The sequence below is a fragment of the Bradyrhizobium sp. NBAIM18 genome (assembly GCF_020193825.1).
Lineage (GTDB): Bacteria > Pseudomonadota > Alphaproteobacteria > Rhizobiales > Xanthobacteraceae > Bradyrhizobium > Bradyrhizobium yuanmingense.
The window spans coordinates 96,092-113,634 of record NZ_JADYVO010000019.1; the positions used below are offsets into that span (position 1 = coordinate 96,092).

Annotated in this window: 18 protein-coding genes; 11 read left to right on the forward strand and 7 right to left on the reverse strand. The window is 66.0% G+C overall.

What is annotated here, in order from left to right; all coding sequences use genetic code 11:
* Positions 1–68: 68 nt before the first annotated feature.
* The 4 genes from I6F17_RS29970 to I6F17_RS29985 all read right to left on the reverse strand — a co-directional run bounded on the left by I6F17_RS29970 (position 69) and on the right by I6F17_RS29985 (position 5,735).
* A complete protein-coding gene (locus I6F17_RS29970) occupies positions 69–1,832 on the reverse strand; it encodes an NAD(P)/FAD-dependent oxidoreductase (RefSeq protein ID WP_225126963.1) in 1,764 nt (587 codons plus the stop codon).
* A gap of 163 nt (positions 1,833–1,995) precedes the next feature.
* The gene (locus I6F17_RS29975) at positions 1,996–3,522 is read right to left on the reverse strand and encodes an acyl-CoA synthetase (RefSeq protein WP_225127085.1); all 1,527 of its coding nucleotides are present in this window, start codon (positions 3,520–3,522) and stop codon (positions 1,996–1,998) included.
* Between the two features lie 22 nt (positions 3,523–3,544).
* Positions 3,545–4,726: an ABC transporter substrate-binding protein gene (locus I6F17_RS29980; protein ID WP_036020716.1), complete on the reverse strand. Its 1,182-nt coding sequence runs from the start codon at positions 4,724–4,726 to the stop codon at positions 3,545–3,547.
* A 34-nt stretch (positions 4,727–4,760) separates the two neighbouring features.
* Complete coding sequence (locus I6F17_RS29985) at positions 4,761–5,735, reverse strand: nitronate monooxygenase family protein (protein WP_225127087.1); 975 nt, start codon at positions 5,733–5,735, stop codon at positions 4,761–4,763.
* Between the two features lie 181 nt (positions 5,736–5,916).
* Here I6F17_RS29985 and I6F17_RS29990 point away from each other — a divergent pair, with 181 nt between their 5' ends.
* A complete protein-coding gene (locus I6F17_RS29990) occupies positions 5,917–6,804 on the forward strand; it encodes a LysR family transcriptional regulator (RefSeq protein ID WP_225126973.1) in 888 nt (295 codons plus the stop codon).
* Here the strand turns inward: I6F17_RS29990 and I6F17_RS29995 are convergent.
* Positions 6,801–7,454 (reverse strand): DNA-3-methyladenine glycosylase, encoded by a 654-nt coding sequence (locus tag I6F17_RS29995; protein WP_036040349.1) that lies wholly within the window; start codon positions 7,452–7,454, stop codon positions 6,801–6,803. The genes I6F17_RS29990 and I6F17_RS29995 overlap by 4 nt on opposite strands.
* Positions 7,455–7,638: 184 nt before the next feature.
* Here I6F17_RS29995 and gluQRS point away from each other — a divergent pair, with 184 nt between their 5' ends.
* Together gluQRS and I6F17_RS30005 are read left to right on the forward strand one after the other, a co-directional pair.
* Positions 7,639–8,511: a tRNA glutamyl-Q(34) synthetase GluQRS gene (gene gluQRS, locus I6F17_RS30000; RefSeq protein ID WP_225126987.1), complete on the forward strand. Its 873-nt coding sequence runs from the start codon at positions 7,639–7,641 to the stop codon at positions 8,509–8,511.
* Positions 8,512–8,612: 101 nt separating this feature from the next.
* Positions 8,613–9,866, forward strand: a complete 1,254-nt coding sequence (locus tag I6F17_RS30005) for an ATP-binding protein (protein WP_225126997.1) — start codon at positions 8,613–8,615, stop codon at positions 9,864–9,866.
* Here the strand turns inward: I6F17_RS30005 and I6F17_RS30010 are convergent.
* The gene (locus I6F17_RS30010) at positions 9,793–10,686 is read right to left on the reverse strand and encodes a YihY/virulence factor BrkB family protein (protein ID WP_225126999.1); all 894 of its coding nucleotides are present in this window, start codon (positions 10,684–10,686) and stop codon (positions 9,793–9,795) included. The genes I6F17_RS30005 and I6F17_RS30010 overlap by 74 nt on opposite strands.
* A gap of 224 nt (positions 10,687–10,910) precedes the next feature.
* On the opposite strand from I6F17_RS30010, the gene I6F17_RS30015 reads away from it, so the two are divergent.
* The 6 genes from I6F17_RS30015 (at position 10,911) to I6F17_RS30040 (ending at position 14,986) form a co-directional block, all read left to right on the forward strand.
* On the forward strand, positions 10,911–11,105 hold the full coding sequence (locus I6F17_RS30015) for a twin transmembrane helix small protein (protein WP_028178512.1): 195 nt from the start codon (positions 10,911–10,913) through the stop codon (positions 11,103–11,105).
* Positions 11,106–11,107: 2 nt separating this feature from the next.
* The gene (locus I6F17_RS30020) at positions 11,108–11,692 is read left to right on the forward strand and encodes a cob(I)yrinic acid a,c-diamide adenosyltransferase (RefSeq protein ID WP_225127002.1); all 585 of its coding nucleotides are present in this window, start codon (positions 11,108–11,110) and stop codon (positions 11,690–11,692) included.
* 126 nt (positions 11,693–11,818) lie between these two features.
* Positions 11,819–12,568, forward strand: a complete 750-nt coding sequence (locus I6F17_RS30025) for an electron transfer flavoprotein subunit beta/FixA family protein (RefSeq protein WP_225127004.1) — start codon at positions 11,819–11,821, stop codon at positions 12,566–12,568.
* Complete coding sequence (locus I6F17_RS30030) at positions 12,568–13,512, forward strand: FAD-binding protein (protein ID WP_036020748.1); 945 nt, start codon at positions 12,568–12,570, stop codon at positions 13,510–13,512. Before I6F17_RS30025 ends, I6F17_RS30030 begins: the two co-directional genes overlap by 1 nt.
* A gap of 193 nt (positions 13,513–13,705) precedes the next feature.
* Positions 13,706–14,587 carry a 3-hydroxybutyryl-CoA dehydrogenase gene (locus tag I6F17_RS30035; protein WP_036020751.1) on the forward strand — a complete coding sequence of 294 codons (882 nt, stop codon included), beginning with the start codon at positions 13,706–13,708 and terminating at the stop codon, positions 14,585–14,587.
* Between the two features lie 204 nt (positions 14,588–14,791).
* Positions 14,792–14,986 (forward strand): hypothetical protein, encoded by a 195-nt coding sequence (locus I6F17_RS30040; protein ID WP_036020754.1) that lies wholly within the window; start codon positions 14,792–14,794, stop codon positions 14,984–14,986.
* Positions 14,987–14,990: 4 nt separating this feature from the next.
* Here the strand turns inward: I6F17_RS30040 and I6F17_RS30045 are convergent, their stop codons facing one another.
* Positions 14,991–15,656, reverse strand: coding sequence for a TlpA disulfide reductase family protein (locus tag I6F17_RS30045; protein WP_225127006.1), 666 nt, complete (start codon positions 15,654–15,656; stop codon positions 14,991–14,993).
* Between the two features lie 100 nt (positions 15,657–15,756).
* Here I6F17_RS30045 and argH point away from each other — a divergent pair, with 100 nt between their 5' ends.
* On the forward strand, positions 15,757–17,154 hold the full coding sequence (gene argH, locus I6F17_RS30050; RefSeq protein WP_225127016.1) for an argininosuccinate lyase: 1,398 nt from the start codon (positions 15,757–15,759) through the stop codon (positions 17,152–17,154).
* Between the two features lie 93 nt (positions 17,155–17,247).
* Complete coding sequence (locus tag I6F17_RS30055; protein WP_035996882.1) at positions 17,248–17,541, forward strand: lipoprotein; 294 nt, start codon at positions 17,248–17,250, stop codon at positions 17,539–17,541.
* Positions 17,542–17,543: the final 2 nt, after the last annotated feature.

The window sequence follows — 17,543 nt, forward strand, 5'->3', positions numbered from 1 at the left end:
GGCAGCATACTCTGTGGTTAGATGGATTCCGGGTTCGCGCTTCGCGCGCCCCGGAATGACGGCTGTAGTTATACTCGTGCCAAAATCCCTTCCTCGATCGCCTTGATCTGCAGCGCCAGATATTTCGAGTTGATCCGGCATTGCGCCAGGCTCCCGGCGATGAACCAGAGGCCGGGCTGCCTGGTGCGCGCATACATGTTGCGCAGCTCGAAGCCGTCGCCAAAGCCCCAAATCGGACCGACGCGGTCGGCGATGGCATCGCCGAACAGCTTGCGCACCAGAAATTCCTGCGGCTTGTAGCCGGTCGAGAGCACGATCAGGTCGGCGGCAATGATCGAGCCGTCCTTCATCCGCGCGCCCTCGGTTAAGAAGCTTTCGATGTCGGAAAACTGCCTGAGCTTGATCTTGCCCTCGACGATCAGGTTGGAGCAGCCGACGTTGAAGTAATAGCCGCCGCCGCGGGTGAGGTATTTGAACTGCCAGCCGGTGCCGGCTTCGCCGAAATCGAGCTTGAAGCCGACGCGCGCGAGGCCGTCGAGTAGCTCCTTGTCGAGCTGCTTGGATTGCTCGGTCAGCATCACATGCGTCTTCTTCGCGAGCGGCGTCGGCATCGAGGCCGCAATCAGATCGTTGTCCTCGAGTGTGCCCTCGTTGTAGGTCGCATAAGCGAGCTGCGCCGACGGTTCGATATTGGTCACGAGTGTGGGCGAGCGCTGCACCAGCGTCACCTCGGCGCCGCTGGAATGAAGATCCTGCGCGATGTCGTGACCGCTGTTGCCGGTGCCGATGACGATGGCGCGCTTGCCGGTCCAGTTCTCGCCGTCCTCGTAGCCGCTGGAATGCACCAGCGTCCCCTTGAAATTGTCGAGGGTCGGAATGTCGGGAATGTTGGCGATGCCGCTGACGCCGGTCGCCATGATCACATGGCGCGGATGCATGGTGCGCTTGCTGCCGTCGGCGCGCCGCAGGGTGACGGTCCAGTGGCCCTTGGCCTCGTCATAGGCGCCGCCCTCGAACTCGGTGCCGGTCCAGAAGTTCAGCTCCATCGCATCGACATAGGCCTCGAACCAGTTGGCGAGCTTGTCCTTGGGGATATAGACCGGCCAGTTCGGCGGAAACGGCATATAGGGCAGGTGATTCACCTGCACCTGGTTGTGCAGGGTCAGCGCGTGATAGCGCTTGCGCCAATTGTCGCCGATCCGTATCTCGCGATCGACGATCAGGGTGTCGACGTTCAGCTGCTTCAGCCGCGCGGCAATCGCGAGCCCGGCCTGGCCGCCGCCGACCACCAGCACGGCCGGATCGTGGTCGGCATAGGCGCGCGCAGCGTTGCGCTGGTCGAGCCAGTTCGGCCCGCGGAAGTCGCGCGAATAGGCCTGGCCGCGCGGGCGCGAGGTGCCGAGCTGTTCCTCGAAGCCCTTGAGTTCGTCGAGCGCGGTCAGCAGCGTCCAGGCCTTCAGGCGGTCGCCGTCGGCAGTATCAGGCACGAGCCGTACGATGCCGTTGCCGCGACCGAGCGCGGTCTCGAAGTTGAAAATCGCCTCGATGCAGTTGGTGCCGGCCCGCGTCACCCAGCGCGGCGGGGCCCGGTTCGGAGCGATCTTGAAACTGATCGGCTCTGCCTTGGACGCGAGCGCGGCCAGCGCTTGCGCAATCGTCTCGCGCCCGGCGAGCGTTTGCAGGTTCCAGCTCAGCGCCAGCACGTCGCGCCAGAAGCCGTCGGCGAGGAAGAGCGGGCCCAGCGTCGCGAGACCAGGTCTGCTTAAGGCGCGCTCGAAGTCGTCGAGCCAGGCCTGTGCGGCGATGGAAATATCCTGCGTCCGGTCCAGCATGCGCGACCTCATGGCCGTCTTCGCGGCGTTTCCTCAGAGATCGAACGCTATACGGTTTCGCCGCCCGCCAAAAGCCGCGGACCTGAGCGAGGCCGGCATGCGGCCCTGCCCGGACGGAATATGGCCCGGAATTCCGCACGTGCGGACGCGGCCGGAGAACGACTTAAGCGCCGCCCGGCCTCCGGTCTGCCCAATAGGGGTCGCGCAGCTTGCGCTTGAAGATCTTTCCGGTTGCCTCGCGGGGCAGCGCATCCAGGAACTTGACCTCCTTCGGCACCTTGAAGTTGGCCAGACGCTCGCGCAGATAAGCCTGCACCGCGGCGGCGGAGAGCTGCTCGGCCCTGTCGGGCTCGATGCAGGCGCACAGCCGCTCGCCATATTCCGCGTCGGGGATGCCGAACACGGCGCAATCGCGTACGCCGGGCATCGTGATCAACGCGTTCTCGATCTCGGCAGGATAGATGTTGACGCCGCCCGAGATCACCATGTCGCGCTTGCGGTCGCACAGGAACAGGTAGCCGTCCTCATCAAGATAGCCGACGTCGCCGACGCTGACGAGACCGTCGCGCCCGGCCTCGGCGCGCGCCTGCGCCTTGCCGTGATAGTCGAAATCCGGCACCGCGGTCTGGCGCATGTAGATCTCGCCGACCTCACCAGCATCGCAGAGGCTGCCGTCGTCGCGAAAGATCTTGACGATGCCACCTTCGATGGCGCGGCCGACCGTGCCGGGCTTCTTCAGCGCCTCTTCGGCCGAGTGCCAGACCGGGATGCCCGTCTCGGTCGAGCCGAAATATTCGTTGATGACCGGTCCCCACCACTCGATCATGGCCCGCTTCACCTCGGGCGGGCAGGGCGCCGCGCCGTGCACAACGAAGCGCAGCGACGACAGGTCGTAGCGCTGCCTGACCGCTTCGGGCAGGCGCAGCAGACGGACGAACATGGTCGGCACCATGTGGATATGCGTCACACGGTGGCGCTCGATCAGCGCCAGCAGCTCCTCGGCGTCGAAGCGCGGCTGAAGCACGATGGTGCAGCCGTTGCGGAAGGCCATCATGCCGTAGGAATGCGGCGCCGAGTGATACATCGGCCCGTTGATCAGCACGACCTGGCCCTCGCGCGGCTTGATGCCGTAGGCGATCGCGCCGACCCGCTCGGAGGCGGCGGCCTGCTCCGGCGGCATCGGCATGCGCCGCACGCCCTTCGGCATGCCTGTGGTCCCCGAGGTGTAGATCATCGCCGCGGCCCGGCGCGGCGGCTCCTCTGTTTCCGTGTGGCCGTCGCGCCAGCGGTCCCAATCGGTCAGGCCCGAAGAGATCTCGGTCAGCTCACGGGGAATGGCGAAGGTCGCCGCCAGCTCGGGCGGGGTTGCGACCACGAGCAGGCGGACATCTTCCGGAATGCCGCCGCGGATTTGTGGCAGCAGGTCGGCGTGGCAGATCAGGATCTTCGCGCCACTGTCGGTCAGGATGTAGCGGACCTCCTCGGCCTTCAGGTGCCAGTTGATCGGCACCACGGGGCTGCCCAGTGCGGCCGAGGCCGCGACCACCTCGAACAAGGCGAAGTCGTTGCGCAGCATCATGGCAACCGGCGCACCTTCGGCAAGGCCGAGGGTGCGCAGCCCGCTCGCCGCGCGTCTGATGCGCGCCTGGATCTCGTCATGGCCGATCCGGCGTTCGCCGCTGATGATCATGGTCATTCCCATTCCGTTGGAGTCAGCGATCGTCCAGCACGTCGCCGAAGCCGACCCAGCTCTTGCCGTTGAAGCGCCGCAGCTGCAGCTGCTGGAACGGCAGATAGTCGTCGGCGGCGGTGCTGACGGATATGCCGGGCAGCAGCAGCGGCAGCTTCACCTCTTTCAGCGAGGCGGACTGGCGCATGATGTTGTCGCGGCTGAAATCGTCCTTGCACGCCTTCAGTACCGTCATCAGCAGCGTCGCGTAATGGTAGCCGGCCGCATAGTTGGAGTTGGAGAGATCCGCATTCGGCATGTACTGCTTCATGAAGGCGAAATACTCCTTCACGCCGGGATCGCTGGCCCATTGCGGGTCCATCGTGTCTTTCTGGTTGCTCGACGAGATCAGGCCGACGGCGTTGTCGAGCCCGGCCGGCTCCAGGAACGAGATCGACGAGGCCGAGGTCGGCACGAAGAACAGCTCGGGCTTCCAGCCGAGCTCGGCGACGCCCTTGATCATCTGCGAGGTGAACTTGCCGAGCACGACGCCGAACAGCACGTCGGCGCCCGAGGCCTTCAGGGTCGAAAGCTGCGAGCTGATCGTCGGCGCGCTGGTCTCGTAGGTCGCCTCCGCAACGATCATGCCGGCGGCCTTGTCGCCGAGCGCGCGCTTGAAGCCCGCGACATAGTCGCGGCCGAAATCGTCGTTCTGGGACAGGATGGCGATCTTGGCGCCCGGCTTGGTGCGCAGCACGTGCTTGGCATAGACCACGCCTTCGGATTCATAGGCGGCCATGCCGGGCATGGTCCATGGATATTTCTGCGGGTCGGCCCATTTGGTCGCGCCGGAAAGCACGAACAGCTGCGGCACCTTCTTGCCGTTGAGGTAGCGATGCACGGCGCTGTTGGTGGCGGTGCCGAGCGAGCCGAACAGCATCAGCACCTCGTCCTGCTCCACCAGCTTGCGGGTCTGCTCGACCGTCTTCGGCGGCGAATAGGCGTCGTCCAGCGTGATGAACTTGACCTTGCGGCCGTTGATGCCGCCTTCGGCATTGATCTTCTCGAAGAACGCCTCCTGCGTGCGGCCGATCGCGCCGAAGCCGGAGGCCGGGCCGCTATAGGGCAGGGTCTGTCCGATGCGGATCTCCGTGCCTTCGGCGTGGGCGCTGTCCGTGGCGAGTGCCAGCAGGGACAGACCGATCAGTGCGGCTGCCAGCTTCATGATATCCTCCCGTTTGTCTTGTCAGTTGGAGACGTCAGGCGCTGACGCGCATTAGGAAATCCTGCCTCGCCTGATCGAATTCACGCTTCATGCGGTCGACGAGCTCCGCGACGGGCGGGGCATCGGTGATCTGGCCGATGCCCTGGCCCGATCCCCAGATGTCTCGCCACGCCTTGGATTTCATGTTGCCGCCGGAGCCGAAATTCATCTTCGATTTGTCGGCGGCGGGGAGATTGTCCGGATCGAGGCCGGCGGCAGCGATCGACGGGCCGAGATAATTGCCGTGCACGCCGGTGAACAGGTTAGTGTAGACGATGTCGTGCGCGGCGTGCTGCGTCAGCGCCGATTTGTAGGCTTGGTCGGCATTGGCTTCCTGCGTCGCGATGAAACGCGTGCCCATATAGGCGAGGTCGGCACCCAGCGTCAGCGCCGAGGCGATGCCATAGCCGTCGCTGATCGCGCCCGACAGCAGCACGGCGCCGCCGAACCATTGCTTGACCTCGCGCACCAGCGCGAAGGGCGACAGCGTGCCGGCGTGTCCGCCTGCACCGGCGCAGACCAGGATCAGGCCGTCGACGCCCTGCTCGGCGGCTTTGCGCGCGTGCTTGACGTTGATGACGTCGTGGAACACCAGCCCGCCATAGGAATGCGCGGCCTCGACGATCTCCGCCGGCGGCCGCAGCGAGGTGATGATGATCGGCGCCTTGTGCTTGACGCAGGTCTCCATGTCTTTCATCAGCCGGTCGTTCGAGGCATGGCAGATCTGGTTGACGGCGTAGGGCGCGACCTTCTTGCCGGGATTGCGCGATTTGTACTCGCCCAGCTCGTCCTCGATCCGGCTCAGCCATTCGCCGAGCTTCTCGACCGGACGGGCATTGAGCGCGGGAAAGGAGCCGACAACGCCGGCCTTGCATTGGGCGATCACCAGTTCCGGGCCGGAGACGATGAACAGCGGCGAGCCGACCACGGGCAGCTCGAGCGAATCCTTCAAGAGATTGGGCAGTGCCATCATGTCCTCCCGAAACGCGGCCCCGCCGGCGGGCGGATCACGAGGCGTTTCCGTTTTGATTGTCGCGCGGGCGGATCGGCCGCCCGTGGCCGCGGATTTGATCCCATTATAGGGTTGGACGGCGCCGCCGGGGCCGTTCAATAATGAACGGACGATCATTCAGGTATGAACAGGGCCGCCGATGGATTGGGACCTTTGCAAGACCTTCGTCGCGGTCGCCGATACCGGCAGCTTCACCGCCGCCGCCCGCCGCCTGCACACCAGCCATCCCACCGTCAGCCGCAAGATCGCGGCGCTGGAAGCCCAGCTCGGCACCAGATTGGTGGCGCGGGCTGCCGATGGCCTGGCGCTGACCGCGGATGGACGGACCTTGCGCGAGCACGCCGAGGCCATGGCGGCCGCAGCGCTGCGGGCCGAAACCGCAGTGGCGGCGGGTGGACACAAGGCGCGCGGCATCGTCAAGCTGTCGATCGGCGCGACGCTGGCCTCGCACTGGCTGATGCCGCGCTTGCCAGCCTTCCTGCGCGCGCACGATCATATCCAGCTCGAGATCATCACCCATCCATTTCCGGCGAGCGTGCGCCGGCGTGAGGCGGACGTGGTGCTGCGGCCCTTCGATACCGGGGAGGAGAACCTGGTCGGCCGCAAAATCGGCCGCCTCGGCACCGGCTTCTATGCCTCGCGCGATTATGCCGCCGGGCGGTCCCTGCCGGAACGGCGCGGCGATTGGAAGGAGCACAGCGTCATCGGCTTCGCCGACCAGACGTCCAATGCGCAGCTTGCGCGCTGGAGCGACGTCGTCACGCGGCAGGCAAGGGTGGCGATGCGCTGCTCGTCCCAGGGGGACATGCTGGCGGCGGTCCGCGCCGGCATCGGAATCTCCGCGCTGTCGTGCTTCGTCGCCGAAGCCTATTCCGATCTCGTGCGCGTCGCCCCGCAGAAGCTCGCCAGCGTGGCGGATCTCTGGCTGCTGGCCCATCCCGATCTCGTCGAGCTGCCGGCGGTGCGCGCCGTGATCGACTTCGTCGCCGAATGCGCCCGGGCCGACCGCGCGCGGCTGCGCGGTTAGCCCGATTCCGCGAGCACGCCCTCACGCTTCTTCACCGCGCGGTAATAGCTCCACCACAGATGCGCCGCCGCACCGCGCAGCGGACGCCAGGGCTCGGCGATCGGCGCCATCTGCTTCTCCGTCGGCCGCGCCTTGAGGCCGAGGCCGATACGGATGCCTTCCTGCACGGCGAGGTCGCCGGCCGGCCAGGCATCGCCGTGGCCGAGGCAGAACAGCAAGTAGAGGTCGGCCGTCCAGGGGCCGATGCCGGGCAGCGCGATCAGGGTGTGATGCGCGGCGTCGGCATCCTCCTCGGCGAGCACGTCGAGATTCAGCCGCTGCGCGGCGATCTCGCGGGCGAGATGCTTGAGCGTCTTGATCTTGGCGGCGGAGAGGCCGAGCCGCCCCAGCCGGTCGGCGCGGGCGCGGCGCACGGCGTCATGGTCGAGCGGATCGAATGCGGCCGACAGCCGCGCCCAGATCGCCGCGGCGCTCGCGGTGGAGAGCTGCTGCCCGCAGACGATGTGCGCGAGCCCCGTAAAACCCGGCTCGCGCCGCCGCAGCGCCGGCATGCCCGCGATCTCGAGCACGGGCTTGAGGCGCGGATCGCGCTTGATCAGCGCGTGGACGGCCTCTTCGAGATCGGACTGGGTTTCGAGGTGGATGGTCATGGCGGGCGGGTTCTCTCCAGCGTCATGGCGGGCTTGTCCCGGCCATCCACGTCTTTCTCACCGCGAGGCACTGTGTAGCATGAGCGGTGGTCGTGGTGTTTGTTCGTGACGTTGACACCATCGGTCTGTGGTACCGAAGAACGTGGATGGCCGGGACAAGCCCGGCCATGACGAGATTCATGTGATGGCACCACCCGTTTTCCGATTCGCCCCGAGCCCGAACGGCTTCCTGCATCTCGGCCACGCCTATTCCGCGCTGCTCAATTTCGACCGAGCGCGCGAGTCCGGCGGCCGATTGCTGCTGCGAATCGAGGACATCGACGCGACGCGGTGCCGGCCGGAGTTCGAGACGGCGATCTACGAGGATCTCGCCTGGCTCGGGATTGCCTGGGAGACGCCGGTTCGGCGTCAATCCGAACATCTCGCCGATTATCGCGCTGCGCTGGAAAAGCTCTCTGTGCTCGGTCTCGTCTATCCCGCCTTCGAAAGCCGCGCCGAGATCGCAAGGCTGGTGGCGGCGCGCGAGGCCGCTGGCCCGTGGCCGCGTGATCCCGACGGCGCACCGCTTTATCCGGGCGAGGCCACATCACTCTCGGCTGACGAGCGCTCGCGGCTGATCGCCTCGGGCGCGCCCTATGCGCTGCGGCTCGACATGGCGGCCGCCTGCCGTCACGCCCCCGGCGTGAGCTGGAACGAGCTCGGCGAGGGGCCGGACGGCGAGCGCGGCGTGGTCCCGGCGCGGCCGGAGGCCTGGGGGGATGTCGTCCTGGCCCGCAAGGAGACGCCGACCAGCTACCATCTCTCGGTGGTCGTCGACGACGCGCTCCAGGGCGCCAGCGAGATCGTGCGGGGGCAGGACCTGTTTTACGCCACCGCGGTGCACCGCCTGCTCCAGGTTCTGCTCGGCCTGCCCGAGCCGGCCTATCGCCATCACCGGTTGATTCGCGATGAGGCGGGTCGGAAGCTGTCGAAATCGGGCCGCTCGACCGGTCTGCGCGAATTGCGCGCGGCCGGCCTCACGCCTGCCGCGATCCGCCGGCTGGTGGGATTAGGTTAAGTTTCTCTGGGGGTTAGCGAAACGTCGCCGTGACTCCGGGCGTTCCTCCGTGCCATGCTTGGCCAGCGCGGGGTTCGAAGAGGGTACTTCGAAGGGGATTCATGGCGGCGAAGACGCGTCCAGTGCGCACCACCCGGACGTCCAGGCGGCGGCCGCTTCGGAAGCGGCCCAGGGCGGCCGGCCAGCTGCGCAAGCGCAGCACCAAGGCGGCTGCGCCGGATGTCGTCCAGGCGGCGCTGGCCGCGTTTGCCCATGAGGTCCGCACCCCCCTCACCGGCATTCTCGCGATCAGCGACCTGCTCGCGACCTCCGATCTCGGCGAGCGGGAGCGGCGCTGGGCCGACACCATCAAGGCCGGCGCCGAGCATCTGGCGAGCCTCGCCACGCTGTTCGTGGATGCTGCCAGAACGGAGAATGGCGGCAGCACGCCGCGCCAGGATCTGTTCGATCTCAAGGCGCTCGCCCGCACCGCCGGCGATTCCCTGGCCGGCCGCGCCGCGGCCAAAGGTCTCCAGGCCAAGGTCGAGATCGCCGACAAGATCCCAGGGCTCGTGGTCGGTGATTCCGTCCGCCTGCGCGCCGCGCTCGAGAACCTGATCGACAACGCCGTGAAATTCACCGACCAGGGCGGTGTGGCCCTCGCCGTCGAGCCGTGGCGTCCCGCCAAAGGCAAAGCAAAGGGCAGGGTCGGCGTCGCTTTCGCCGTGTCCGACAGCGGCATCGGCCTGACCATGGCCGAGATCAAGCGGCTTTTCCGCCCGTTCACCCAGGCCAATGTCACCATTGCCGCACGCTTCGGCGGCGCCGGCTTGGGGCTCTCCTCGGTCAAGCAATTGGCGCGGGCGATGGGCGGCGACATCACCGTCGCTCCGCGCCGCGGTGGCGGCGCCACCTTCACATTGACGGTGTCGCTGGACTTGGCGGGACGGGGCAAGACCCGTAAGGCAAAGGACGGCAGCGAGCCCGAGGCGGCCGCTGCGCTTCGCGTTCTCAGCGTCGAGGACAATCCGTTCGGCCGCGTCGTGCTCAACACCATCCTGACCGAGCTCGGCCATCACGCCGAGTTCATCGGGCGCGGCGAGGACACCGTGAACCGGCTGGAGCAGGGCGCATTCGACGCGGTGCTGATGGACATGGTGCTGCCGGGCATCGACGGCATCGAGGCCATCCGGCGGATCCGCAGGCTGACAACGCCGCTGGCTCGGATCCCGATCATCGGCGTGTCCGGCCGCGGCGAGGACGAGGCCGCCTCGCGCGAAGCCGGGGCCGACGCCTTCCTGGTCAAGCCTGTGTCTCCGAGGGCTTTAGCGACTGCGCTGCTTGAAGCGACACGCCGTGAGGAAGCCGCGACTTGATGATCGCGGCATTGAGCTCGCCGCCGTAAACGAAGATCGCGGCGATGAAGTACAGAAACACCAGCGCGATGATCACCGAGGCGAGCCCCGCATACATGGTCACGTAGTTGTTGGCAAAGCGGGCCAGGTATTGGCCGAACACGATGCTGGAGATCAGTGACGCCACGATGGTGAAGACGATGCCGGGCAGTATCTGCAGGAAGCTGCGCCGTCCCGCCGGCAGCCAGGCGTGCAGGATGATCAGCGCCACCACCAGCGCGCCGATGGAGATGCCGTAGCGCACCCAGGTGAGGATGCTCTCGTTGGATTCGACGAACAGCGGAATGTGGCGCCGCGCCGCCTCGATAATGAGCGGACCGAGCACGATCAGGAACGCCATGGCGAGCGCCGTGAAGGCGGCAATGATCGTATAGGCGATTGATTCCAGCCGGAGCCAGTACCAGCTTCGCATCTCCACCACCGCATAGGCGCGGTTGAGCGCGACCCGCAGCGCCTCGACGCCGTTCGAGGCGAAATAGACCGACAGCGCCGCGCCGATGGTCAGAAGGCCGGTCCGGGTGGTGGTCAGCACGTCATGCACCTCGCCCGAGATCGAATCGGCGACTTGCTTGGGCCAGACCTGGAGCATGAGGCTGGCGGCCTGGTCGGCGAGTTCCTTGGAGCCGAAGAAGCCAGCGAGCGCGGTCAGCACGATCAGGAACGGGAACAGCGCCATCAGCGTCGACAGTGCGATGTGGCTCGCGATCGCCCAACCGTCATCGGCGAGGAACGTGTAAAACGCGTCCTCCAGCACGCAGTAAATGTAGCGGACCGCTTTCACGTGGCACCTACACCGCTGCTGTCTCCTTCTGAAGGTAGGGAGAGGCCAGGAGAACAAGCAATGGGCGCAAATCGAAAAATCATCGCGCTACCATCTGATATTATTGGCCCAAAAGCCAGTTCGCGAGCGCCCCGCTTGTCATTCCGGGCTCGTTGCTCCGCATCGCCCCGGAATGACAAAGGGGGGAGATGGCGGACCGGCACCCCCGGTGTTATCTACCCCAAATGGCATCTCTCCTGAGTACTTTCATCCTGCCGGCCGCAGCCGGCGCCGTGGCGCTGGTGCTGCTGCTCGGGCTCATCAACATGATGCGCGGCGGCTCGCCCAACACCTCGCAGAAGCTGATGCGCTGGCGCGTGCTGCTTCAGTTCGTGGCGATCATCATCGCGATGCTCGCGGTCTGGGCGATGGGACGTTAATCATGGTGGTGCTGAACCGCATCTACACGAAGACCGGTGACGACGGCACGACGGCGCTCGGAACCGGCGAGCGGCGGCCGAAATACGATCTGCGCATCGAGGCCTATGGCACCGTCGACGAGACCAATGCCGCGATCGGCGTGGTCAGGCTCCACACTGCGGAGATGCCCGAGCTCGACGCGATGCTCGGCCGCATTCAGAACGATCTGTTCGATCTTGGTGCCGATCTCGCCGTGCCGGAGCGGCAAGACAAGGACAAAGGCAAGGCGGAGCGGCTGCGCGTGGTGGCGAGCCAGGTGGAGCGGCTCGAGCGCGACATCGACGCGCTCAACGACAAGCTCGCGCCGCTGACCTCCTTCGTGCTCCCCGGCGGCACGCCGGCCGCGGCCCATCTGCATGTGGCGCGCACGATATGCCGCAGGGCGGAACGCGTGATCGTGGAACTGGCGGCCCAGCCGGGCGAGCCGGTCAGCGCGGCTGGCATCCAATATATGAATCGCCTGTCCGACTTTCTCTTCGTGGCCAGCCGGGTCGTGAACGGCAATGGCGCCGGCGACGTGCTCTGGGTTCCCGGCCAGAACCGCTGACCCATCGCGCTCCCGCATTTCAGAAGGCCAAAATTAGACCCGTTCGCGCGTTGACCGGGGCAGATCGGGCCTTTAGGTTCCGCGCCAGTTGATAACCCCCCTCCCAAATTGAGTGAAAGAGGATCGATGAAGGTCTTAGTGCCGGTAAAGCGGGTGGTCGATTACAACGTCAAGGTCCGCGTCAAGGGCGATGGATCGGGCGTTGAACTCGCCAACGTCAAGATGTCCATGAACCCCTTCGACGAAATCGCAGTCGAGGAAGCGCTGCGCCTGAAGGAAGCCGGCAAGGCCACCGAGGTCGTGGTGGTCTCGATCGGTCCGGCGCAGGCGTCCGAGACGATCCGCACCGGTCTTGCCATGGGCGCCGATCGCGGCATCCTGGTGAAGGCGGAAGGCACCGTCGAGCCGCTCGCCGTCGCCAAGATCCTGAAGAAGGTTGCGGACGAAGAGCAGCCGGGCCTGATCATTCTCGGCAAACAGGCGATCGACGACGACTCGAACCAGACCGGCCAGATGCTGTCCGCGCTGCTCGGCTGGTCGCAGGCGACCTTCGCCTCCAAGCTCGAAGTCGAAGGCTCCGACTTCAAGGTGACGCGCGAAGTCGATGGCGGCCTCCAGACCGTGAAGCTGAAGGGGCCGGCGATCGTCACCACCGATCTCCGCCTCAACGAGCCGCGCTATGCCTCGCTGCCCAACATCATGAAGGCGAAGAAGAAGCCGATCGCGGAGAAGACGGTCGCCGATTACGGCGTCGACATCGCCGCGCGCCTCGAAGTTCTGAAGACGGCTGAGCCCGCGGGCCGCAAGGCCGGCGTCAAGGTCAAGGACGTCGCCGAGCTGGTGTCGAAACTCAAGAACGAAGCCGGGGTGCTCTGATGACGACGCTTCTGATTGCCGAACACGACAATGCGTCGCTCAAGGACGCCACCAACAAGGCCCTGACCGCAGCTGCCGCGCTTGGCGCGGATGTCGAGGTGCTGGTCGCCGGCCAGAACGCCAAGGCCGCGGCGGATGCCGCTGCCAAGCTCGCTGGCGTGAAGAAGGTGCTGCTCGCCGATGGCGACCTCTACGCGCACGATCTCGCCGAGCCGCTGGCTGCGCTGGTGGTGTCGCTGGCGTCCGGCTATGACGCCATTGTCGCGCCGGCGACCTCGCGCTTCAAGAACGTGATGCCCCGCATCGCCGCTCTGCTCGACGTCATGCAGGTCTCGGAGATCACCAAGGTGGTCGCGCCCGATACCTATGAGCGCCCGATCTACGCCGGCAACGCCATCCAGACGGTGAAGTCGAAGGACGCCAAGAAGGTCATCACGGTCCGCACCTCGACCTTCGCCGCAGCAGGCGAGGGCGGCAGCGCCCCGGTCGAGACCGTGGCGGCGGCGGCCGATCCGGGCCTGTCGACTTTCGTCGGTGAGGAAGTCGCCAAGAGCGATCGCCCCGAGCTGACCTCGGCCAAGATCATCGTCTCCGGTGGCCGCGCCATGCAGAGCCGCGAGAACTTTGCCAAGTACATCGAGCCGCTCGCGGACAAGCTTGGGGCCGGTGTCGGTGCCTCGCGCGCCGCGGTCGATGCCGGCTATGCGCCGAACGACTGGCAGGTCGGCCAGACCGGCAAGGTGGTGGCCCCCGAGCTCTATGTCGCGGTCGGCATTTCCGGCGCCATCCAGCATCTGGCCGGCATGAAGGACTCCAAGGTGATCGTTGCGATCAACAAGGACGAGGACGCGCCGATCTTCCAGGTCGCCGATTACGGCCTGGTGGCCGATCTCTACCAGGCGGTTCCGGAGCTGACGGCCGAACTCGGCAAGCTCGGCAAGTAAAAGGCATCGAAAACACCGGCCGGAGGTATAAACTCCGGCCGGTGTTGCGTTTCTGAGGCGTTTTCTTTGGCGTGGGCGCGCCTTGGAGACGATCCAATCTAGGTTTCGAGCCAAGGTTCTGGTTAAATCGGACCTCCCGGCTCAAGGGGAAAGGCAGGGCGCGCCCCCGCGCGCCGTTCCGGTGGATGACAATATGGCGGCAGTGATCAAGAAGGTCGGCGTGATCGGCGCGGGTCAGATGGGCAATGGCATCGCGCATGTCGCGGCGCTCGCTGGCTTCGACGTGGTGCTCAACGACGTTTCGGCCGACCGCCTCAAGTCGGGCATGGCCACCATCAACGGCAATCTGGCGCGTCAGGTCTCCAAGAAGGCCGTCACCGAGGACGACAGGGCCAAGGCGATTGCGCGTATCAAGCTAGCCGAGAAGCTGGACGATCTCGCCGATTGCGACCTCGTCATCGAGACCGCGGTCGAGAAGGAAGAGGTCAAGCGCAAGATCTTCCACGAGCTCTGCGCCGTATTGAAGCCGGAGGCGATCGTCGCCTCCGATACGTCCTCGATCTCGATCACGCGCCTCGCCGCCGCCACCGACCGCCCGGAACGCTTCATCGGCATTCACTTCATGAATCCGGTGCCGTTGATGGAACTGGTCGAGCTCATCCGCGGCATCGCCACCGACGACGCCACCTTCGAGACCGCCAAGGAATTCGTCGGCAAGCTCGGCAAGCAGGTCGCGGTCTCCGAGGATTTCCCGGCCTTCATCGTCAACCGCATCCTTCTGCCGATGATCAACGAGGCGATCTACACGCTGTATGAAGGCGTCGGCAACGTCGAGGCGATCGACGCGGCGATGAAACTGGGCGCCCACCATCCCATGGGTCCGCTCGAGCTTGCCGATTTCATCGGGCTCGACACCTGCCTCTCCATCATGCAGGTGCTGCACGAGGGCTTGGCCGACTCCAAGTACCGCCCGTGCCCGCTGCTGGTCAAATACGTCGAGGCCGGCTGGCTCGGCCGCAAGACCCAGCGCGGCTTCTACGATTACCGCGGCGCCAAGCCGGTGCCGACGCGTTAAGGTGGTCTCGTGCCCCGGACGCAGCGCGGAGCGCTGCAGAGCCGGGGCCTAGGAGCCGCGCGCTCAATGCTGGGTCCCGGCTCTGCGGTGCGTCACTTGCGTGCCGCCCCTTGTCCGGGACACGATTGCCCGTACTGCTCCATCACAGTTCATGTCGCGTTAACCTCTCGCGCCTAGGTTACGGCCGGTACGAGGGTTCGCGTAATGGACATGATGGCAATGGTCAGCAGCATGCTGGCCGCACAGCAAGGCGCGCTGCAGTCGAATATCGCGGCGACGCTGACCAAGCAGAACGCGGATATGGAGAAATCCACCGTCCTGACGCTGCTCGGCACCGGCCAGCCCTCGCTCGCCAATGTCGCCCCCGGCGTCGGCGGCAATCTCAATGTGACGGCCTAAACCCTTAAAGCGCCGCGGCGGCCTTGCCGGTTGCCGCGCGGATCAGCTTGAGCGCGTCCTCACTCGCCCATTCCGCCGGCCCCGCGATCGTCGCGATTTCACACCCCTGCGGGTCGACCAGCACGGAGGTGGGCATGCCCAGTGCCCGTCCCACGGCCTTAAGATCCTGGAACACCTTGGCTTTCTGGTCGCTGAAATAGGCGAGCCGGGTCAGGTTGGCCTCTTTCAGGAAGGTTTTCGGCTTCTCCAGGTCGCGGGTGTCGATGTTGATCGCCACCACCTCGAAATTCGGGCCCGATAACTTGCCCTGGAGCTCGTCCAGCGCCGGCATCTCCTTGCGGCAGGGCACGCACCAGGTGGCCCAGAGGTTCACCAGCAGGGTCTTGCCGCGGAAGTCGGACAGCTTCTTCGGCTTGCCCACGGCATCCTCGAAGGTGAGGTCGGGCAGCTTCAGCGGGGCGCTTGCCATGGTCAGCGCCGCCACCTCGCCATGGGCGAGCGGGGCGATCTTCTGCGCCGTCGCCACCGCCGCCTTGCAGGTCGGATCGCCCAAGGGCGCCCGGCTCGGGCCGAGCCCGTACAGCGCGGCGAAGCCGGCCAGCCCGACGATCGCCACGGCGGCGATGACGAAGGGGATGCGGCGCGTGGCGGAGGGCTTCTGGTCGAGCATATCGTTTGTCATCCGGTCGCAGATATGGCTATCAGGGGCCTCTTAATACGGCTGGCCGCGGCCAGCAAACGTGCGGCAAATCAGGCGTGAGCAGGGGATCATGAGCAACAAGATGTGGGGCGGCCGGTTCTCGGAACGTCCCGATGAGATCATGGAAGAGATCAACGTCTCCATCGACGTCGATCGTCACCTCTTCGCCCAGGACATTGCCGCGTCCAAGGCCCACGCCGCGATGTTGGCCAATCAGGGCATCATCACGGCTTCTGATGCGAAAAATATCGGCAAGGGTCTAGACACAATCCTGTCAGAGATCGGCAAGGGCGGCTTCGAATTCAAGCGCGCGCTCGAGGACATCCATATGAATGTCGAGAGCCGCCTGTCGGAGCTGATCGGCCCGGCCGCCGGAAGGCTGCACACCGCGCGTTCGCGCAACGACCAGGTCGCCACCGACTTCCGTCTGTTCGTCCGCGACGTCATCGACGAGACCGATGCCGCGCTCGCCGCGTTCCAGCAGGCCCTGGTGGACCGCGCGCTGGAGCACGCCGCAACCGTGATGCCCGGCTTCACGCATCTGCAAACGGCGCAGCCCGTCACGTTCGGCCATCACCTGCTGGCCTATGTCGAGATGGCGGCGCGCGACCGCGGCCGCTTCCAGGACGCCCGCAAGCGGCTGAACGAATCGCCGCTGGGCGCGGCTGCGCTCGCCGGCACCTCGTTCCCGATCGACCGCCATGCCACCGCGAAGGCGCTCCTGTTCGACCGCCCGATGGCGAACTCGCTCGATGCCGTCTCCGACCGCGATTTCGTGCTGGAGACGCTGTCGGCCGCCTCGATCTGCGCCGTGCACATGTCGCGCTTTGCCGAGGAGATCGTGATCTGGACCTCGCCGCTGGTCGGCATGATCCGGCTCAGCGACAAGTTCACCACGGGATCCTCGATCATGCCGCAGAAGCGCAACCCGGATGCCGCCGAGCTGGTGCGCGCCAAGACCGGCCGCGTCATCGGCGCGCTCAACGGCCTCCTGATCGTCATGAAGGGCCTGCCGCTCGCCTATCAAAAGGACATGCAGGAGGACAAGCAGGGCGCCATGGAGGGTTTTGCCGCGCTGTCTCTGGCAATCCGCGCCATGACCGGCATGGTCCGTGATCTCGTTCCCGACGAAGCCAAGATGAAGGCGGCCGCGGGCGAGGGTTACGCCACTGCGACCGACCTCGCCGACTGGCTGGTGCGGACGCTGAAGATGCCGTTCCGCGAGGCCCACCACGTCACGGGCCGCATCGTCGCCAAGGCCGCCGAGGGGGGCGTTGCGCTGCACGAGCTGCCGCTCAAGGAGATGCAGGCGATCGAGCCCAAGATCACCAAGGACGTGCTCGGCGTGCTCTCGGTCGAATCGTCGGTGAAGAGCCGCACCAGCTTTGGCGGCACCGCGCCGAAGAATGTGACGTCCCAGGCCAAGGCCTGGGCGAAGCGGCTGGAAAAAGAGCGAAAATTGGGCTGAAGGCAAAATTTCGCTGATGTTTCATGGTCATCCGGCTCTCGCCAGAACGCGCCAATCTCTGTATGGTGCGCCGCGCGTAGTGGGGATTTCGTCGTGACGTCAAAGTTTCGCCCGGCCGGCTCGGGGTGGGCCATCATTGTCTTGAGCCTGACGGCGCTCGCGCTTGCCGGTTGCGGCCGCAAGGGCCCGCTGGATCTGCCGCCGACCGCCTCCAACGCGCCTGCAGCCACCGGCGCTGCACCCGTCGAGCCCGAGACCGCGGCCCAGAAGGCGCCGAGCCTGTTCGAACCCACGGCCAGCGCGGATGCCGCGCCCGCCGCGGCCAAGGGCCGGAAGAAATCGTTTATTCTCGACCCGCTCCTGGACGAACCTCCCGGCAAGAAATAAGC

Coding starts and splice junctions, on each gene's coding strand:
- I6F17_RS29970 (WP_225126963.1), bottom strand. CDS start 1,832: ATGCTGGACCGGACGCAGGATATTTCCATCGCCGCACAGGCCTGGCTC.
- I6F17_RS29975 (WP_225127085.1), bottom strand. CDS start 3,522: ATGATCATCAGCGGCGAACGCCGGATCGGCCATGACGAGATCCAGGCG.
- I6F17_RS29980 (WP_036020716.1), bottom strand. CDS start 4,726: ATGAAGCTGGCAGCCGCACTGATCGGTCTGTCCCTGCTGGCACTCGCC.
- I6F17_RS29985 (WP_225127087.1), bottom strand. CDS start 5,735: ATGGCACTGCCCAATCTCTTGAAGGATTCGCTCGAGCTGCCCGTGGTC.
- I6F17_RS29990 (WP_225126973.1), top strand. CDS start 5,917: ATGGATTGGGACCTTTGCAAGACCTTCGTCGCGGTCGCCGATACCGGC.
- I6F17_RS29995 (WP_036040349.1), bottom strand. CDS start 7,454: ATGACCATCCACCTCGAAACCCAGTCCGATCTCGAAGAGGCCGTCCAC.
- gluQRS (WP_225126987.1), top strand. CDS start 7,639: ATGGCACCACCCGTTTTCCGATTCGCCCCGAGCCCGAACGGCTTCCTG.
- I6F17_RS30005 (WP_225126997.1), top strand. CDS start 8,613: ATGGCGGCGAAGACGCGTCCAGTGCGCACCACCCGGACGTCCAGGCGG.
- I6F17_RS30015 (WP_028178512.1), top strand. CDS start 10,911: ATGGCATCTCTCCTGAGTACTTTCATCCTGCCGGCCGCAGCCGGCGCC.
- I6F17_RS30020 (WP_225127002.1), top strand. CDS start 11,108: ATGGTGGTGCTGAACCGCATCTACACGAAGACCGGTGACGACGGCACG.
- I6F17_RS30025 (WP_225127004.1), top strand. CDS start 11,819: ATGAAGGTCTTAGTGCCGGTAAAGCGGGTGGTCGATTACAACGTCAAG.
- I6F17_RS30030 (WP_036020748.1), top strand. CDS start 12,568: ATGACGACGCTTCTGATTGCCGAACACGACAATGCGTCGCTCAAGGAC.
- I6F17_RS30035 (WP_036020751.1), top strand. CDS start 13,706: ATGGCGGCAGTGATCAAGAAGGTCGGCGTGATCGGCGCGGGTCAGATG.
- I6F17_RS30040 (WP_036020754.1), top strand. CDS start 14,792: ATGGACATGATGGCAATGGTCAGCAGCATGCTGGCCGCACAGCAAGGC.
- I6F17_RS30045 (WP_225127006.1), bottom strand. CDS start 15,656: ATGCTCGACCAGAAGCCCTCCGCCACGCGCCGCATCCCCTTCGTCATC.
- argH (WP_225127016.1), top strand. CDS start 15,757: ATGAGCAACAAGATGTGGGGCGGCCGGTTCTCGGAACGTCCCGATGAG.